The sequence below is a fragment of the Microbulbifer variabilis genome (assembly GCF_056232115.1).
Map to the genome: position 1 here is coordinate 2,856,574 of NZ_CP174325.1, position 17,536 is coordinate 2,874,109.

Genomic DNA, 17,536 nt, shown 5'->3' on the forward strand with positions numbered 1-17,536 from the left:
AATTGCTGAAATCAACACATAATTCACTCAATACACCTCTGGGTTAACGCCAATGTAAACGGCGAGCGACGCAGGAGCGAGTCCCGCGGAATGCCGTAGGCATGTAGCGATGTTTGACACTTTTGTTAGGCATTTCTAGCACAGCCCCTATTTTACACTGGATATTTTACTAATTGCCGAAGCAGTTTTGGCTGTAGAAACTTGTGATAACATGCACTTGGTGAGCCTTTGGGTTGTATTGAAGGGTAAATCATAGCGTAATCAACAAAGTAAGCTGCATCCTTCAACAAATCCAGAGTATTAGAAGAACCAAGTTTCTCTATTAGCTCCATATGACTCGACTCGGTTTCCTCAACCCATAAACTGACTTTTTCTGTATCAGTTTCGTAGTCAAAGGTAAAAGCGGCCCCCTCAACATACCAGTTATACCTGGATAATTCTTCCCACTCAGTTTCTCCCCTTATATATTGCTCGGCTAGCTCAACGCCCCTTTTACTCTCATTCTGAGGAAGAAGAGGCCAAATTTCGCGACAACAAGCTATATAAAATTTGTATAGAGGCATTTCAATATCCAAATAATCTTTCCAATCATTAGTAGCAGGATATTCTTTAAACCTTTCTGAAACTGTACGAAACGGCTCTTGTCTCCAAACAAATTCAATCATATCTGGGGCGTCGCAACAGTTATTCCATTCGTCTTTAGTCATTTCTGATGATTTATGTCTAACGCCGCCAGCAGGGGCAGCTTACCTTGTGCGAATTTTGCGTAAAAATGGGAGCGTAGCGACCTGCGTAAAAGGTAAGCTGTCCCGCGGAGGGCCGCAGGCCCGGAGCTTCATTGCCTGGCTTTGTTAGGAGCCTGCTCAATCTTGGCAAAATGCCTCGCTAACAACACCGTTTTCGACGGTGCTGATACAACCAAAGGAATCATGCTCACTCGACTGACACAACCCCAGAATTGCAGTTCCGATTTCATGGGTGTTGGGTGTGAAACATAGCCCTTGGCATTGAGAATTATCCGTGCAGCTTTTACCACCATCGATGTAATAAGCGACACAAGAAGGTATACCAAAAATTCCTATACCTTCAACTTTTCCACCAGAGGATACGCAAGCTTCGCTATCTATTTTCGCCCTGGCCTCGCTACTCATTTTTTCTATAGAGCGCTCCATGCGCCAATCATTCCAAGCATTACATGCACTCAATTGAAAAATGATAATTAAATAAAGTGCTATTCGGATGATCAAGCTCCTAATGCCGCGCTCTGCGGAAATTTGGGAGCGCCAGCGAGCAAATTTTCCGTAGCAGCGCCTTGTTAGGCTTTGGTAATTTCATGGACCTTGATTCCTGGAAATAGGCCAAATTCACCTGCACTTGAAAGAGCACCTTTAAGTACATACACATCGTCTTCGTTTGCTTCAAATTCCGAGTCAAAGACTGTAACAAGGGCTCTAGGCCCTTCGATGACAAATTGGTACTCTCCTCCCGATAGTTTTGCCACGCCATCAAATTGCTGAGCAAGAAAGCTACCTTTCAGAGATACAATCTCCCCTCGAACTGTATATCGCTATGAATGCTATCCATAAAGGTATTAGCTTTCTCTAAATCATTCATCTTGCTTCTCAATTTTTCTTGGAGCCTAACGTTGCCAGCAAGGGCAACCGAAGCGGAGCGTAGGTAGTCCGGTGGAGGCCACGTCTTTTGTGGCCGGAATGTATTTGATGGCCTTGTTACACATTATCATATGTCTCTACAGAACAACCATCACAACTCAGAACACGATTGCCCGTTAGATTGCCTCCGCAATTCAAACATTGTCTATTTCCCTCTAAAGGAAGGACATCTTTGAAAATTTTACTAAGATTTCTTTCTTTATGCTTGATGATTGTAAAAACAAAATATGCTACCGCTAAAGCCACTGCTGCACGTATAGACCAAAGCGTTAAGAACTCTAGTTTTTCAGTACCATTTGTGAAAAATAAAAAGAATACTAGCGATAGAAACAAAATTATCAGAACTTTGACACTGATAGATGTTTCTCTATTTGCCTGCTTGTCTCTACCGCATTTATTACAAACCCAGACACTATTATTGCCAAGAGGAATTAATGGGATAAAAAACAAGTGAAACCATGAAAACCACTTCCATTCGACTTTAATCTCTTCACTTTTACAACTCTTACAGTACGATTTTTTTATAGCATTCTTTCTTTTGCTAAATTTATGTGTGCCAAAAATATAAAACATGGCTATTCCTTATTGTGATGTGTAACGCCTTAAGCAGCGGCGCACGTTAGCGCGTCCAGCCACGGAGTGGCGAAGCTGCCTTGACTTGTTAAATGTTGTTTACCTACCATAATTTTGAACCGCACCTGTAAGTAGTGCCTCAATGACTGCCTTGGAACTACTTTTAATACCTGCAAATGCTTCAGTGCTTCCCGACTTAGCTAAACACCACATACCATTGATATTTTGATTAGGGTACTTCTCTTCAAAGTCGTAGCCATCTTGCGTTCCTGATTTTAAAACAGCGCGAACAAATTTATCCGCGTGCCTTTGATATTCGCTTTGCTCGTCAGGAGATAGCCTATTGAATGTTCCTACGTCTACCACGATTCCCTCTCAGACATTTAACGTTGCAAGCAGCGGTGCGCTGTAAGCGCATCCGCCTGCCTTGTCTTGTTAGGCATTTTGGTACGCTGCCCAATGCGATTTAAAAATTGAACCATCATGGTCGTTTATGTTCGTCTTATGCTCAATTTCGAAGTTCTGTGATTTCTTTGTGATGGCCGATATCAATTCAAAAAAACCTTCTATTGCATCCTGATTCCATTCCGGCCCCATGCGATAATCTAGCGCGAGGCTGTTAGAGAACACGAACAAGCCAAGTTCCGGTAGCTCTTTGCCGCTCGGACTTTTTACATTTCTGAAACAAAGATGAAAAGGTTCAGCTTCACCGGACACAACCAGTTCCGAAGGGTTATCTTCTAATGAGATCGGAACCTCACATTGCTTCGATACAGACCAATAATAAGTATTTTCCGAAGATATGTATCCCGCGTGATTTCTTAGAATCTCATATCCTAGAATTACTTCCTCAGCCGTAAGATTGGCTATTTCAATATCGGGTAGAGAACCATCATTCTCTCCAAAAATCTCTATCAATTCACTCCAATCTTCAATCATCGCTGATGCCTAACGCCCGGCTCATCAGCGCCCAAGCCGGAGAGCTTTTTGTGATAAATTGAGCGCAGAGAAACCTACAAAAAGCGCGTAGGTTTGGGCGTCTGCGTGCAGCCGATTGTTATGTGAATTTCTATGCACACCACTCTCCTAACGCATCACTTGAGGAACAACCGTGCATTTTAATTAATGTTGTATCTTCGCCAAAGCCAAGGGCAAACTCATCTGAGCCTGCGATGGTTAATAGCCATCCACCGGGACCTCTAGAAATTGCCCACACCTCAGAGCCACGATACCTTTCGAAATCACTACTCTGGATGATCGTAGAGGTCACTTTTACACGTACAGGATCAATGACCTCAGTGAGTAATTTCCTTGATAGCCGATCAACATGCTCTTCATAGGTTGTACCCGCTGGAGTGATTATCTGCGGCTCACAAGTTGCTAAAGAGTACTCTATCTTTTTTATGGCTTCAGTACGATTCATTTCACATAACGTCGCCAGCAAAGACGAGCAACTTGTTGCGAGTCCAGTGCGCGTAGCGCACGATTTTGGCTGGCTTTGTTATGCATTTGACCAACCACTTTCACCTGCCATGATTCTGTATAAACCTTCCTTTTTACACTTACCCAGTTCTGAAAGACCTCTTTCTAAGTATCTCCACTGTTCTATGGAATAGAGTGACAAAGCGCTTTCTATTTCTTCTTTTTCCTTAGTACCGTATTCTACAGGAATAGGATGAAAATCATCCCAGTAATCATTTTCCTCATTTTCTTCGGTATAAATGGATGCAGTAGCTATTCTAGCCCCAACCGGGTGCTTGCTTAGGTTTTTAAAGCTTTCTATTTTAATAGCTGGGTAAAACTCGCCATATTTAGTCATGTTCGAATAGACCGCCATCAATGGTGGCTCTGTGGAAATAACCAAGCCTGGTGTTGACTCTGCTTTAAGATGCTCTTTAGCTCTCAGCCAATAAAATGTATTAATTAGCAAAAACAGAAGTACTCCCAGAAGAAACAAGTAAGAGTATTTATACGAAATATATACACATATAAAAACAGAAGCAGTCAAAGGAATCACTACATCCGATTTATATTTCATCCAAACCAATGGGTTGATCTTAATGTGTGATTTATTGGTCGGAGTGGTGTCATTATCGAGAGTAAATTTCAATGCTTCGTCCCTATTGGTGCATAACGCCCGCCGCACAGGCGAGCAACTTGTTGCGAGTCCAAAGCGCAAAGCACGTATTTGTGCCGGCGTTTGTTATAAGCAATATCAATCATGGAGGCCGGTACCCATGTTATCCTCAAGCGCCTCACCAATTTGGTGAAGTCCAATCACAGTAGAGTTTTCGGCCGCCCAATGAAGATTGGTAATTATTTCTCGAATCGCTTTTCTGTCCATATTCAGGCTTAACTGTGTGTCCAGAGACTGCAAATCTCTGGAAAGCTGCATGCAAGAAGTCGCGACTATGTCAAGCTTCCTTTTCAGTTCTTTAGGTTCCATTTTTCTATTACTTATAACGTCTGGCGCAGCGGCGAAGCACACAGTGCTGAGTCCGGCAGCCAAAGGCTGCGCATTGCCGCCACTTGTTATGTGCTTCATGCCTCGTTCTTCTCTGATAATTTTTTAATCGTGTTAGCATAGTAAATTAAGAACACGCCTAAACATAGCAGTGAAACAATAAAAATATCGTCAAATACTGATTTAATGAATAATAAAGCATGGGTATCAATATTCCTTCCTAGAAACATTCCCAAACTGGCCCATATAAAATACAATAACTTGTGCGGCCACGTTTCAACCCTATCTTTTGGGACCATTTTGTATCCAAGAAGCGGGATGCTGATTATAAATGGAATCAATAGTACAGTATCGTAATAGCCTATATGCATGATCACAAATACTGAAATCAATAAAAAAGCCCCTATCAATCTAAGATTTAGATATTCCTTTAGCATATCAATATAATTCACATAACGCCTAGCCGCACGGGCCGGAGGTGCGAAGCACCGGAGGTCCAAAAAATACGCAGCATTTTTGATCGTGCCGGCTCTTGTTACAACTTTATCTGCTCTTAGTTTGTGTACCACGATCTTTCTTCGACCGTAATATCAAATATTTCCCAGCTCAACTGCTCAGATACTACTAATACCTTCGCATCGCCTTCCGAAACATCAACATGCCACAGCTCATCAACCTCTATATTCTGTAGAACATCTGAATGTATAAGTCCCTCGAATGAATTCTTCTTTTTCAGGCTTATACTTGTCTCGAAAACAACATACATGGGCAAATCATCAGGATCTTGTTCGACAGAGAATTTTATGGGGCGTTTACACGTTACTAGTACTTTCTTTCCAACACCTACAACATAGAAGACTAAAAGTATTGTACTGCCATCATTACCGAACTCTACCTTGATATCTAGATCAGCATTATCTAACCACTTCCTACAAATTTCGTTCAGGTCTTTCATAATTTCTAGTTGTAACGCCCGCAACAGCCGTGAGCGTAGCGAGTCGGCTGCTTGCGTTTGTTAGCGCAACCGATCTAGCTCATTCTTTATTTTATTAATTTGTTTTGCAGAGAACACAGACTGACTAAATTCTATGCTGCTTTCACTGCCTATTATGCAAATAGTCATTGGCCACCACCCCTTAACTACATAATCCTTATACTCAGAGATAGGCATGTAGTCAGATCCTAACAAGCTACGAAAAACTATTGCATCTTCAGTAATTAAAAATGAGTACTCCTCGACCTTAGACTTACCACTATTAAATACTGCGAGCCAAACTGTTACCCCAATTGGAATGATGAAAAGCCCTGTCACGTAGAATTTTATATAATTTTGAGGAATGTCCTTTCCAAAAAATACCATTGAAATCGATACCAAGCAAATACCAATTAGAGAGAGGACTAAGTTATCTAATCTATAGATAAGCCCTTGGACACGAGTTTGTACAACTTTCATACTCATCGCTCTTATGACGCTAACGCCCGCGTCAACTGTCGGAGGTCGGATTGCACTTGCTTGTTGTGTGCGTACCTGAACTAATCTTCAAGCTTACCAAAAGTCCACTCAGCATTTATGCTTTTTCTTTCAGCATAAGTACCTGGTTCCAAAACTGTAAGGTCATTTATGCTTTCATCTCTCTTTATTAGATGGCCTACACCTATGAATCTTGGCTCACTGTTTTCCATACATTCCTGAACGCCACATAAAAACTGCCAACTACCATCCGTATCTCTACAAGAATCTAAAACAGGTCTAGAGCCATCAAATACATGTGGGCAAACATACACCCCGTAGTCATCTCTAAATTTCACACGATCTCCTTGAGCACATAACGCCCGGCTTTGGAGCTGGCTTGGAGCTGCGAAGCAGCGGAAAGGCAGTCCCAGCCCCGAAGGGGCGACAACAGCCGCTTGTTATGTGACTTTAGTATGACCACTTGCCTTCCTCGACCAATATGGCTTGGCCGGATTCCTCGTTTATTTCCAATATGTCATCGGAATAGATGATGAAATGCCCTTTATCCACAGTGAACTGATAGCCCTGAAATTGGCAGGGTGTAACTCCATCTTTGCATAAGGAGTGCATTGTTTCTCCGGTGAAATTTGAAACCGAGTCTGACACCAAATTTTTTACCTTAAACTTTACAGAGCTACAACTTACACGGCCTTCTGGGCATGATCCTATTTCGATTTCGTAGGTTGGTGTAATCAGTGTTTCCGCGAAAGCGGATGAGGATGAAATCAATAGAAATATTACTAAAAGTCGCTTCATACTTATTTCACATAACGCCGTGCACACGGGCGCCGCTTGCGGCGTCCGAGCGGCGAAGCCGCGTTGTGCTGCACCTGGTTATGTGTTTGATTTGACGAGTTTTGATTTTGCATATTTGTAAACCACAAAAATGGAAAAACACCATGCGACTGCCTTAATACTGACAACAAAAGAGAACCAGGTTGGGCGTGTGCTGAACGAAACCACAGCTGCAACCCGTAGGTCTTGAATCTCTAAATTTACTGCTGCCCAATACAATTGGCTGCCAAGCCATATAGCTAGGAATATGGCTATTAAAAACCACAACAAACTATCTGTAATACTTGAACCTTTAGGTTTCATACCCTTCTCATGACACATAACGCTCAAAGCAGCGGCGCGCGTCAGCGCGTCCAGCCCGCAGGGCGATGCTGCCTTTGCTTGTTATGAGCTTGGTGCAATTGGGAAACCCTCTGGCTGTGCTTCAAATTCAGATTGTGGCCTTTTATCTTTTTCTCTAGTAGCAAAGACTTGGCCACTTTTATTGATTTGCAAATATACAGTGCCGTTGAAGTATTCACCATCTTCGCCGCCATACGTAATCAAATTTCGGCCGTATTTCCATTCTCCGATTTCGGAACTGACAACCAAACTGCTTGAGGTAAATACAATAACTTTTACTTCGCCAGGGGAAATATGAGTGATACTTCCCCCGCTATTTAAAGATATTGATACACCAGTATTGTTATAGATATCTATCTCTGCGATTCGAGGGCAACCACTCAACACTATTGCGAGTAGTGTCATTAGCGCTGAAAGTTTTATTCGTCTTGCCATGCTAGTGCTCATAACGCCTGCCGCACAGGCGAGCAACTTGTTGCGAGTCCAGCGCACGAAGTGCGCGATTGTGCCGGCACTTGTTATAGTTTTTACTCATTTTAAAACGCCAACTTGTGATCATGTGGCAAACATTCATCGCACAGTAGCTTACCATTAAAAGTGGCTGCAATATTAAGTTGCTTTATAGGATCAGCCGTTTCTCTGTCACTTACCCAGCATCCACACGATTCACATTTTCCACAATTCATTGTCGATGAATCAAGAACCAACGATTGTGTTGACTCCCAATATAACTGAAAAGATGTTTCAACAGCCTCCACTGCCTCAGATAAAGCATTCTCCAATTTATCAAAGTCATTGAATCCGTCATCGTTTATGACGTCTTCCGGAACCTCAACTAGGACATTTACGCTTAATAGTACAGTTTTACTCTTTCTCATATATTTAGCTGATGTTTCGGATCCAAGTGGCTATAACGCCCGCAGTAACCGGCAGGCCGCGCGAAGCGTGGGCTGTCCGAGTTGACTGCCTTGTTATGCGCGTACACCGAACTGCTCCCGAATTTTGCAGACATATAACGCTAAAGCGATGGCAACAAACATTAATAATACATCGACATACAAAAGCAGTATCGGAGTGGTCACACCAACTAGTAGATAAACGATGAGACCTCCTAGCATATTACTTAAAACACCGATGATCAGAGCATGTAGGACTGGTCTTTCTAATTTAACTTTGAATAGGAAATAATAAATACAAAAACTTGCCAGAAAACCAGACACATAGCCGAATAGGTGATAGACAGGTGATTCAATAATCTTCTCGTCATGGCTGATCCATAATCCGAACGGAATACCGACCAAAGTTCCTATGATGAACGAAAGAATTGTGTATATAGCGATTATCTTAAAATTCACAAGTCTATCCTAAAGCGCATAACGTTGCCAGCAAGGGCAGCCGAAGCAAAGCGTAGGCTGTCCAGCCCAGCCACCGGCTGGGCGATCTTGCCTGGCCTGGTTATAGCTGGCGCGCTCTGAACGACCTACTTGCTCTCTGCCAGCCAACTTTGGCTGGCCACTGCCAGATAAATTTACAGGGAAAAATACCATACTTTCCCCACCAGTTAACTAGCTGATTGGCACTCCACAATGGTGCAGCTGGCTTGCAGAACTTGTTGGCTTTAAACGAAGGCACTTGAACGAAACTGCAGTACCAGTTTGAAGGAGAACTCTCTGGCGAAGCGTGTTCAGGTAGAGATTGTTACTTGCAGCAACTACAAACCATCTAAAAAATGACCGCCACAATAACGCCGCCGGCAGGGGCAGCTTACCTTGTACGCATTTTGCGCGAAAATGGGAGCGCTGCGACCCGCGCAAAATGCGTACAAGGTAAGCTGTCCCGCGGAGGGCCAAAAGCCCGGAGCAAATTGCCCGGCCTTGTTAAGGCTATCCCTCATAGGTTGTTTCTATCTCTATCGGCGGACGAGCCCCGCAAGCTACGGGCAGTAACCTTTTAATTCGTTGCAGCTCGCGAATTTCGAGATTTTGATCCCACGGCTCTCCAGCCATACCCCAGCCCGGGCCCCCGTCATCAGTAATACGGCCTACAACCTCTACATAGATAGGTTCGCGAAGTTTCACCTTGCGAGCGAGATATTCTTTGTAGATACCAGTTCCCCCCGTGTCTGTGAAACTAACTCCTACTTTTCCACCACACTCGAAAAAACCTGACAGCTCTTCATCATCTACGATATAGCCTTTGAAAACTCTATAGTCTGATATGAAGTCTCTTTCCAGATGTAGAAAGTAGGCACTAATTAGCAAGACTATAGCCAAGCTCGAAAATGTAATGTAGTTCCACAGTTGCTGAGTTTTCATTGCCTTAACGCTCAGGTCATGTGCAGACGACGCAAAGCGGCGGCTGTCACATGCACCTGCTTGTTAGCATCTTACCGAAACCCCACTATGTCAGAATTAAGAAAATTGATCCTGATTTTTTCGTCATCTTCATAACTCTGTCCAAAACAGTTATCAGCAAGGTATTTGTCATTCAATTTTCTTGGAACTAAATATGTACTAGAGAATACTTCAATATTAGCCGGCACTGAATCATAAGGCTCAAAAGCGACAGAATCACCAGTGAAATACCACGCCACATTTTGGCCAAAGGGATTAACAAAAACCTCACGAGCATATTCCTCGGCCTCTCGTTCTGCTCTTTCAATTGCCTCATCAAATGATCGAGCCTTAAAAGTAACGACTCGTTCTTCAACCATATCGTATTGATCAGAGTATCCCTCACTAGTTGAAAGAGGTACTCCAGTTGTTTTAGTCCGATATAGTGTTTTTACAGCGAATGTTTTCCACATACTCATATTATGCTAACGCTCGGCTCATCGGCGAGCGTAGCGAGTCCGGTGGAGGCCGAAGGCCGGAACGAAATGCAGCCGCTTGTTAGGCGCTCTACCACCACTTAGCGTAATCATTAAGCGCCCGATATAAATAAGTGAACAAATTATACTCTACATACATTGAGATATTAATTCGATCATATTCTTCAGACATGCGCTCTTTTATTGGATTGATCTCTAGCTTGGTGAAGTCATCGACATGCTGAAGACGAAGAATAGTAAAGCCACTCATATCGGTAAGTTCAGCGATCTGACTTTTATCTAGTTGAGCTTCGAATTGATTCAGTTCAGTTTCTTCAATCCAAATATTATTTAGAGAAAACTCTGAAGCTTGATTTTGAGTATTAAACTTGACTTTAAGATCAAATTTAATAGAACCAACCCGGTCTTCAGTTTCCTTTGGATCAAGTGAAATCGAAATTCCGGACGTTTCCGCTACGATCAACATTCTCTCTCCTACCGCCTAACAGTGTATTCAGAAGCAGCTGCATTATATCACCAGCCGATATATCCCAAGAGGAGGAAACTCCTCTAGCCAGAAAAAATCAAATAAATCAGTATGTTAGCCAGCACTGGTGGAAAATTACTCTAGTGGATATAGTGCGGCTGCATTATATCCTGATATTTTGCTGCTTTTGATCACAGGCGTAAATCATTCAAAATCAATGAGTTAGCGCTTTTTCTACTGTGGATATGTGCGGTTGCTCTTGATCTTTGATGTTGGCAGTACGGAAAAGCAACAAAATGTATATAAAATCAGCAGGCTCAAGCAGTTAAGGATGATATTTCCCCAAAACCATCTGTCAAACCAGAGCGTTTGGTGGATGTTCTGGTGCGGCCTTTTTAAATAGGGGTTACCGTACCATAAGGCTTGGATCCTAAATAATGAGTGAAAATAGCACTATCACTACGAATAGAGTGCCGACCTAAATACCACAGCAATATAATAAAAGTCTGTAAGATATTTTGGCTCTCGAGAGATCTTTTCTATTGATGCGTGGAAGGTATTTCAAGTAGCAGTATTACTATTGTTTTTTGCATTCTAACGCGAGAAACGGTGAGGAGTGTTAATTTAAATGGCCATTTTTATGCACAACTGAAATTTTCCAAAGCATGAATAATAATTAAAAATATAGGCACAAAAATGATCTTATTGGATTTTATTAAGTTTGTTTTAGTGTCAAAGCTGCGTAAAATCGATAGATCTTTATTGTTATTCTGGCCGTAACTAAGAAGCCATCTGAAGCCAATAATCAAAGCAGCTCGATTCAAGAGAGCCGAGAAAATCAAGAAACCAAGATTTCTCTTAAAAATCACCCCCTTAAAGGAGAACGGTCGCGTGAAGTAAGAAATAGTAAAAGGCGCTGACCCAAGGTGCTGGAACACCTGGGGCCAGCTAACCAAATTGATAAATCACCTATCAAGATGGCTATATGAATAGTACGCTAGAAACCCGCTCGTCTTCAATAAAGTGGAGCACAATCAGCGGTTTGGAGAGATTCCCCAAGCCCTGGCGGCGTTGCGTCTGCCTTTTCTTTTTCTACGCCTACCGTTCTCGCGCACCACCCCGTATTTCCTCAAAACGTTACTATTCAAGCTTTCCCGTCGTGGAAGGTCTACTTATGGCTTGAGTATCAGTAGGACATAAATATGTTGGTCTTAAAGCGCCGCACAGGCGAAAACTTACGGATTGGAGCAAATGTCTCAGTCACGGTATTGGAAGTTAAGGGTAATCAGGTGAAGATAGGAATACTTGCTCCAAAATCCTTACCCGTACACCGCGAGGAGATTTATAGGCGGATCAAAAAGGAAGGAAGTATGGGCAATGGGTATCGTAAAGAATCTGATCGAGGTTGTGGCACCTAGCCATGAACGAGTGGTGTTATTATTGAAGGGCTAACTATTGATAGCTAGCCCTTCAGTTTTCTATCGTACTAGACGAGCCTTTCGCTACGAATAGAGACGCTGTTTAAGCTCGGGATTGAGCTTTATTAGTGATGCTTAAACCCAGCGGCAAATTTGTCTGCTAATTTAAAGTATTCCTTCAGATCCTTGCGGGTCTTTTCTGTACGGTTGTTTTCGGAGTTAAGATGGATGTTCTCCACCACAACGGCAATTTCTTTTGCCAGCTCTTGCTTCTCACCCTTTAAGTTCTCTGCGAAAAACTCAACGCTTTTTTCAAGCGTGTAGGTGATGACATGAATCTGGTGAAGCTCAGCAGCATCAAGCTTTTGCTTGCTCTTAATTTCTGCTGTTTTCTCAATGAAAATCTTCTTGGCATCCTTCATCGAAGTAACATCCGCTACCTTGAGGTGCTGAATGGGTTTTTCTCCTGATGCATCGCTAGCTTGCGCCGTGGTAGCAAAAGTAACCGCAAAAAGTAATGCAATTAAAATTCTCATTTTTCCTCTCTAACGCCCAAGCAGTAAAGATTGAAAAGGCATTGATCGGGCGAGGTGAATGCCTAACATTTAACAGTGATCACTTTGATTGCTATCACAAATGAGGATAACTATCATTAACATTTATGATACAGGAATTTTTAGGGGCTCAAAACATTTCTGGCAGAAATTGCGATCAAGCTGATCGAAGTTTGTAAAGACGAAGAAAATTGAATCTGAGAACGACGAATACGGGAGAGGCCAACGGAGGTTTTAAGCCTGGAAGCGGCGCCCCCCGTATTAAGGAAAGTAATCAGATAGCCATCTGCTCGCAGCAGTAACTGTGAAGGTTATTGACAGAAAGAGCCGGTTAACCCGGTATTATTGAGACCGGCCTCACAAATTAATTGGTACGGGGGCTAGGAAACCTCTCCCAGTACATTAACCATTGCTGAAGTTAATTGGCTAAGGTCTTCTTTCGAAATCACATAGGGCGGCATAGCGTAGACCAGCTTGCCGAAGGGGCGCAGCCAAACTCCGCGCTCGATTAGAGCTTCCTGCACTTTGGCCGTATTGACCGGCTCTCGCATTTCCACCACGCCAATCGCTCCAAGGGCTCGAACATCGGCGACACCCGGTGCGGATTTTAATGGGGCTAGCTGTTCGGTCAGCTGCTGTTCGATTGCGGTTACTCGCTCCTGCCAGGGTCCGCTGAGTAGCAGTTGAATACTGGCATCGGCGACGGCACAAGCCAGGGGGTTACCCATAAAAGTGGGGCCGTGCATAAATACACCGGCTTCCCCTCTGCAAATACCTTCAGCCACTTTATCGGTACAGAGAGTGGCGGCGAGGGTCATGGTGCCGCCGGTGAGGGCTTTGCCCAGTGTGAGGATGTCCGGGATGATATCGGCGTGTTCACAGGCAAATAACTTGCCGCTGCGGCCAAAGCCGGTAGCGATTTCATCGGCGATTAATAGCAGGTCGTTCTCGTCACAGAGCTCGCGTACACGGCGCAAATAGTCGGCAGAATAAAAACGCATGCCGCCAGCGCCCTGGACGATGGGCTCTAAAATAATCGCGGCTAGTTGATCGCGGTTCTCTTCCACTTGCTGGCGCAGTTCGGCGATATCACTGTCACTACAGGTGTTGCCAAAGGGGACCTGCGGAGCGGGGGCGAACAGGTGCTGGTTCAGTTGCCCGGCGAACAAGTGATGCATTCCGGTGACCGGGTCACAGGTGGCCATGGCTCCGAATGTATCGCCGTGGTAACCATTGCGCAGGGCGAGCAGTTTGCTCTTCTGTGGTTTTCCCTGGGAGTGCCAGTATTGAATGGCCATCTTGATGGCCACTTCCACAGACACTGAACCGGAATCGGCGAGAAATACCCGGTTGAGGCCAGGTGGAGTGATTTCCACTAATTTCTTGCACAGCTCGATTGCGGGCTCGTGAGTTAACCCCCCGAACATCACATGGGACATTTTGTCCATCTGATCGCGCATGGCTTGGTTTAGCTCGGGCACATTGTAGCCGTGCAGGGCACTCCACCAGGAGGACATACCGTCGATCAGGCCGCGCCCGTCTTCCAGGTAAAGCCTTACCCCCTCGGCCCGTGCTACCGGATACACCGGGGGCGGGTCGATCAGGGAGGAGTAGGGATGCCAAATATGTTTGCGATCGAAATCCAGGTCCATAAAAACTACATCTTTATTCTCAAGAGCCGACATTCATCAGTTAGGCCAGTTCGCGCAGTACTCTGAGCGGGGGCTGGCTGATCGAGCTGTAACAGGCCAGGGTACCGGCAGTGCCAACCAGTACTGCACCGGTGAGTGGTCCGGTTAGCCAAAGGACTGGGTGCAATATCACCGGCAGTTCAAAGACCCAATAAGACAGCACAGCCAAGGTGGCTTCAGCACCGATAGCCGCGAGCAAACCGGCGGCAAAACCCAGTAGGCCAAATTCCAGTATCAGGCTTCTCAGTAACAAGCGCCTGCGGCCTCCCAGTGTGCGGATAATTGCCGCTTCCTGCAATCGCTCGGCGATACTGGCGCGGACCCCGGCAATTAATACCAGGACCCCGGCAACCAGCATCAGGGCCATCACCGATTCGATAGCAAAGGACACTTGGTTAATGGTGTCGCGGATACGCTGGATGATCTTATCCAGCTCTATCACGCTGACGCTGGGGAAGGCGCGAACCAGGTCGTTGACTAGTAACTTGTCCTCCGGTGGGAGGTAAAAACTGGTGATATAGGTAGCCGGGAAATCATCGATAGTGCCCGGTGCAAATATCATATAGAAGTTGGGGCGCATGCTGTTCCAGTCCAGCGAGCGGAAGCTGGCTATCGGAGCTTCTACTTCCAGTCCGCCGATGGAAAAGCGCAACTGATCCCCCAGTGACAGTTCCAGCTGGGCTGCCAACTCCACTTCTACGGAAACCCCTTCGCTGGCCTTGTCCCACCATTCGCCTTCCAAGATACGGTTGTCCGGCGCCAGGGTATCGGTGTAGCTCAGGTTCAACTCCCGGCGAACGCCGCCGGGACGATCTTTTTTCTCTTTAATCGAGACGCCGTTAATCGCTACCAAACGGCCGCGCACCATGGGGTAAAACTCGGTGCTGCTTACCTCACCCTCTGCCAGCATGTTTTCCATGGTTGGAACATCGTGGGGGGCGATATTCAGGAGGAAGTGGTTGGGGGCTTTTTCCGGTAATTGCATCCTCCATTCGTCCACCAGGGCGGTACGGGCAAAGACCATGGCCAGCATGGCCAATAATCCGGTGCCAAAAGCGGCAATCAATAGGGTGTTAAACGCGGCGCGGCGTTGCAGGCTACCCAGGGCAATACGCCAAGCGCCGCCCAGGGAAGCCAATTTGCCGCGCACCAGGAGTCGGTTAACCAAGGCGCTGCCCGCTACCAACAGGAGCATGCCGACAAACAGCGCGAGCGTCATGAGCAGACTGCCGGACAGCCACCAGATCAGAAGTAGCATGGCGCTGGGGCCGAGAATCAGCCCGAGCCATTCGCGTCTGTCCGGGTTACTCCAGTCGTGTCGCAAGGTTTGCATCGGGTCTGTGCGCGCCAAACGGAACAGCGGCGGGAGCGCGAAGCCTAGGGCGCAGGCGAGGCCGGTGGCGAGTCCAATTAGCAGTGGGCTCCAGCTGGTAGCCGGGGGTTGTACTGGGAAGAACCCTTCCATCAGGTTGACCGCCTGGCTCTGGATAAAGGTGCCCAGTGCCAGACCTATAGCAGTGGCAATCAGGGTGAGAGCGGCTAGCTGTCCCAGGTAAATACCGAGAATTTTATTGCGCCCGGCGCCGAGGCTTTTCATTACGGCTACGTAGGCGCCGTGGCGGAGTCCGTAGCGTCTGGCTGCCAGGCCAACGGCGACACTGGCGAGAAGTACGGCCAGGCTGGCGGCGAGAAACAGGAATGACTCGGCTCTATCCAGAGCAGAGGCAACCCGGGGCTGGCCTTCGCGCAGGTCCAAGATCCGCTGGTGTTCAGTGAGCTGAGGTTTGAGCCAGTCAAAGTAGTCCTTCAGGACTTGGTCATCACCGGCAAACAGATAGCGGTAGCGCACTCGGCTGCCGGGCTGGATGACACCTGCTGCGGGCAGGTCGGCGGTATTGGCTAGCAGTCGCGCGCCCATATCAAACAGGCTGGTGCCCCGGTCGGGTTCCCGCTCCAGTATGGCTGTCACTTTCAGTTGGGTGTCGCCGAGGGCGATAGGATCGCCGAGCTGGATTCCCATCAATGGTAGAAGGCGGGACTCCACCCAGGCTTCTCCCGGGGGAGGTCCTTGCGGTGCCACTTCCCCTGGGCCTTTCGGGGACTTGCTGATTTCCAGTTGTCCCACCAATGGATAGCCTTTGTCGACAGCTTTGACTGAGACAAACTGGAACTCGTCGTTGGCGGAGATCATGGATGAAAACTGGACTATCTGGGCCTGTTCCAATCCCTTTTTGTCGGCTTCCTCCAGCCATGCGCTATCCACGGGTTTGCTGCTGCGCAGCACCCGCTCTGCGGCCAGGAAAGTGAGGGATTGCTGCTCCATGGCGCGGGTAAGGCGGTCAGTGAAATGGGCAATGGCGGTTACACAGGTCACGGCCAGTACCAGGGCACTGGCGATCAGGGCCAGCTCGCCACCGCGCCAGTCCCTGAAAAGCAGTCGCAGCGGCAGCATCAGGCGGATACCTCCGACAAGTTGTCGTCACCTGAGAAGGGCACGTAAGACTCTACGGTTCCAGCAGACATACGCAAGTGAGTGGCGCAGCGTTCAGCGAGGCGTTGCTCATGGGTTACCAATACCAGAGTGGTACTGGACTCGGCGTTGAGCTTGAAGAGCAAATCGATGATTTTGGCGCCATTGCCGGCATCCAGGCTGCCGGTGGGTTCGTCGGCAAAGAGGATGGCGTCCTCTCCGCTAAAGCTAGCGAAGGCCCTGGCAATGGCAACCCGCTGCTGCTCCCCACCGGAGAGCTGGCGCGGATAGTGGCCCAAGCGATGTTCCAGGCCAACCTTGGCCAGAAATTCCTCTGCGCGCTTGGCGGCGCCGCGCTCTCCACGCAGCTCACTGGGCAACATGACATTCTCACGAGCCGTGAGACCTGGCAGTAGCTGGAAAGTTTGGAATACAAAACCCACGCAGCGGGCGCGTATCGCTGCACGTTGTTCCTCATCCAGGGCGGTAATTTCTTCACCGGCCAGCCAGATTTTTCCTTCGCTGGGCTTGTCCAATCCCGCTAATAGACCGAGCAGGGTGGACTTGCCGGAACCTGAGGCACCGGTCACAGCCAGGCTTTCCCCGCGCGCCAGTTGCAGAGAGATATTGTTTAATAGGGTCAATGGCCCTTCGCTGGTGGAGACTCTGTGATACAGGTTTTCTGCCGTAAGAATGGCGGACATACTGTGTTCCCTATACGGATACGCGAATTTTTTGGAGAGTATG

The 17,536-nt window shown here is 46.6% G+C and carries 24 protein-coding genes; 1 reads left to right on the forward strand and 23 read right to left on the reverse strand.

The annotated features are described in order from the left end of the window. Window positions 1-152 precede the first annotated feature (152 nt). The 19 genes from ACJJI7_RS12665 to ACJJI7_RS12755 form a co-directional block, all read right to left on the reverse strand. Complete coding sequence (locus ACJJI7_RS12665; protein ID WP_444902006.1) at window positions 153-707, reverse strand: hypothetical protein; 555 nt, start codon at window positions 705-707, stop codon at window positions 153-155. 156 nt (window positions 708-863) lie between these two features. After that, window positions 864-1,247, reverse strand: coding sequence for a hypothetical protein (locus ACJJI7_RS12670; protein WP_444902005.1), 384 nt, complete (start codon window positions 1,245-1,247; stop codon window positions 864-866). 68 nt (window positions 1,248-1,315) lie between these two features. Then, on the reverse strand, window positions 1,316-1,501 hold the full coding sequence (locus ACJJI7_RS12675) for a hypothetical protein (RefSeq protein ID WP_444902004.1): 186 nt from the start codon (window positions 1,499-1,501) through the stop codon (window positions 1,316-1,318). Between the two features lie 229 nt (window positions 1,502-1,730). Beyond that, window positions 1,731-2,246: a hypothetical protein gene (locus ACJJI7_RS12680; protein ID WP_444902003.1), complete on the reverse strand. Its 516-nt coding sequence runs from the start codon at window positions 2,244-2,246 to the stop codon at window positions 1,731-1,733. 99 nt (window positions 2,247-2,345) lie between these two features. Further along, window positions 2,346-2,612, reverse strand: coding sequence for a hypothetical protein (locus ACJJI7_RS12685; protein WP_444902002.1), 267 nt, complete (start codon window positions 2,610-2,612; stop codon window positions 2,346-2,348). Between the two features lie 69 nt (window positions 2,613-2,681). Beyond that, window positions 2,682-3,185 (reverse strand): hypothetical protein, encoded by a 504-nt coding sequence (locus ACJJI7_RS12690; protein WP_444902001.1) that lies wholly within the window; start codon window positions 3,183-3,185, stop codon window positions 2,682-2,684. A gap of 130 nt (window positions 3,186-3,315) precedes the next feature. Next, window positions 3,316-3,669: a hypothetical protein gene (locus ACJJI7_RS12695; RefSeq protein WP_353374921.1), complete on the reverse strand. Its 354-nt coding sequence runs from the start codon at window positions 3,667-3,669 to the stop codon at window positions 3,316-3,318. A gap of 78 nt (window positions 3,670-3,747) precedes the next feature. After that, window positions 3,748-4,356 carry a DUF3239 domain-containing protein gene (locus tag ACJJI7_RS12700; protein WP_444902000.1) on the reverse strand — a complete coding sequence of 203 codons (609 nt, stop codon included), beginning with the start codon at window positions 4,354-4,356 and terminating at the stop codon, window positions 3,748-3,750. 105 nt (window positions 4,357-4,461) lie between these two features. Then, window positions 4,462-4,791, reverse strand: a complete 330-nt coding sequence (locus ACJJI7_RS12705) for a hypothetical protein (RefSeq protein WP_444901999.1) — start codon at window positions 4,789-4,791, stop codon at window positions 4,462-4,464. A 472-nt stretch (window positions 4,792-5,263) separates the two neighbouring features. Then, entirely contained in the window at window positions 5,264-5,665 is a 402-nt protein-coding gene (locus ACJJI7_RS12710; protein WP_444901998.1) for a hypothetical protein, read from the reverse strand. A 60-nt stretch (window positions 5,666-5,725) separates the two neighbouring features. Continuing rightward, window positions 5,726-6,163 carry a hypothetical protein gene (locus ACJJI7_RS12715; protein ID WP_444901997.1) on the reverse strand — a complete coding sequence of 146 codons (438 nt, stop codon included), beginning with the start codon at window positions 6,161-6,163 and terminating at the stop codon, window positions 5,726-5,728. An 80-nt stretch (window positions 6,164-6,243) separates the two neighbouring features. Beyond that, window positions 6,244-6,519, reverse strand: coding sequence for a hypothetical protein (locus ACJJI7_RS12720; protein WP_020411641.1), 276 nt, complete (start codon window positions 6,517-6,519; stop codon window positions 6,244-6,246). A 112-nt stretch (window positions 6,520-6,631) separates the two neighbouring features. Beyond that, window positions 6,632-6,793, reverse strand: a complete 162-nt coding sequence (locus ACJJI7_RS12725) for a hypothetical protein (RefSeq protein ID WP_444901996.1) — start codon at window positions 6,791-6,793, stop codon at window positions 6,632-6,634. A gap of 264 nt (window positions 6,794-7,057) precedes the next feature. After that, window positions 7,058-7,321: a hypothetical protein gene (locus tag ACJJI7_RS12730; protein WP_444901995.1), complete on the reverse strand. Its 264-nt coding sequence runs from the start codon at window positions 7,319-7,321 to the stop codon at window positions 7,058-7,060. Between the two features lie 81 nt (window positions 7,322-7,402). Further along, window positions 7,403-7,795 carry a hypothetical protein gene (locus ACJJI7_RS12735; RefSeq protein WP_353376676.1) on the reverse strand — a complete coding sequence of 131 codons (393 nt, stop codon included), beginning with the start codon at window positions 7,793-7,795 and terminating at the stop codon, window positions 7,403-7,405. A gap of 536 nt (window positions 7,796-8,331) precedes the next feature. Next, window positions 8,332-8,715: a hypothetical protein gene (locus ACJJI7_RS12740; protein WP_444901994.1), complete on the reverse strand. Its 384-nt coding sequence runs from the start codon at window positions 8,713-8,715 to the stop codon at window positions 8,332-8,334. A 528-nt stretch (window positions 8,716-9,243) separates the two neighbouring features. Further along, a complete protein-coding gene (locus ACJJI7_RS12745) occupies window positions 9,244-9,675 on the reverse strand; it encodes a hypothetical protein (RefSeq protein WP_444901993.1) in 432 nt (143 codons plus the stop codon). 71 nt (window positions 9,676-9,746) lie between these two features. Beyond that, entirely contained in the window at window positions 9,747-10,172 is a 426-nt protein-coding gene (locus ACJJI7_RS12750; RefSeq protein WP_444901992.1) for a DUF4288 domain-containing protein, read from the reverse strand. A gap of 88 nt (window positions 10,173-10,260) precedes the next feature. After that, window positions 10,261-10,656 carry a hypothetical protein gene (locus ACJJI7_RS12755; RefSeq protein WP_444901991.1) on the reverse strand — a complete coding sequence of 132 codons (396 nt, stop codon included), beginning with the start codon at window positions 10,654-10,656 and terminating at the stop codon, window positions 10,261-10,263. Between the two features lie 1,202 nt (window positions 10,657-11,858). Between ACJJI7_RS12755 and csrA the strand changes: the two genes are divergently transcribed. Continuing rightward, on the forward strand, window positions 11,859-12,074 hold the full coding sequence (gene csrA / locus ACJJI7_RS12760; RefSeq protein ID WP_282951306.1) for a carbon storage regulator CsrA: 216 nt from the start codon (window positions 11,859-11,861) through the stop codon (window positions 12,072-12,074). A 125-nt stretch (window positions 12,075-12,199) separates the two neighbouring features. Here the strand turns inward: csrA and ACJJI7_RS12765 are convergent, their stop codons facing one another. From ACJJI7_RS12765 to ACJJI7_RS12780, 4 genes are all read right to left on the reverse strand, one after another. Further along, complete coding sequence (locus ACJJI7_RS12765; protein WP_282951305.1) at window positions 12,200-12,610, reverse strand: DUF6746 family protein; 411 nt, start codon at window positions 12,608-12,610, stop codon at window positions 12,200-12,202. Between the two features lie 398 nt (window positions 12,611-13,008). Continuing rightward, on the reverse strand, window positions 13,009-14,313 hold the full coding sequence (bioA, locus tag ACJJI7_RS12770) for an adenosylmethionine--8-amino-7-oxononanoate transaminase (RefSeq protein WP_444901990.1): 1,305 nt from the start codon (window positions 14,311-14,313) through the stop codon (window positions 13,009-13,011). A gap of 7 nt (window positions 14,314-14,320) precedes the next feature. After that, window positions 14,321-16,771 (reverse strand): ABC transporter permease, encoded by a 2,451-nt coding sequence (locus ACJJI7_RS12775; protein ID WP_444901989.1) that lies wholly within the window; start codon window positions 16,769-16,771, stop codon window positions 14,321-14,323. Further along, a complete protein-coding gene (locus tag ACJJI7_RS12780) occupies window positions 16,771-17,493 on the reverse strand; it encodes an ABC transporter ATP-binding protein (protein ID WP_282951302.1) in 723 nt (240 codons plus the stop codon). The genes ACJJI7_RS12775 and ACJJI7_RS12780 overlap by 1 nt, the downstream gene beginning before the upstream one ends. Window positions 17,494-17,536: the final 43 nt, after the last annotated feature.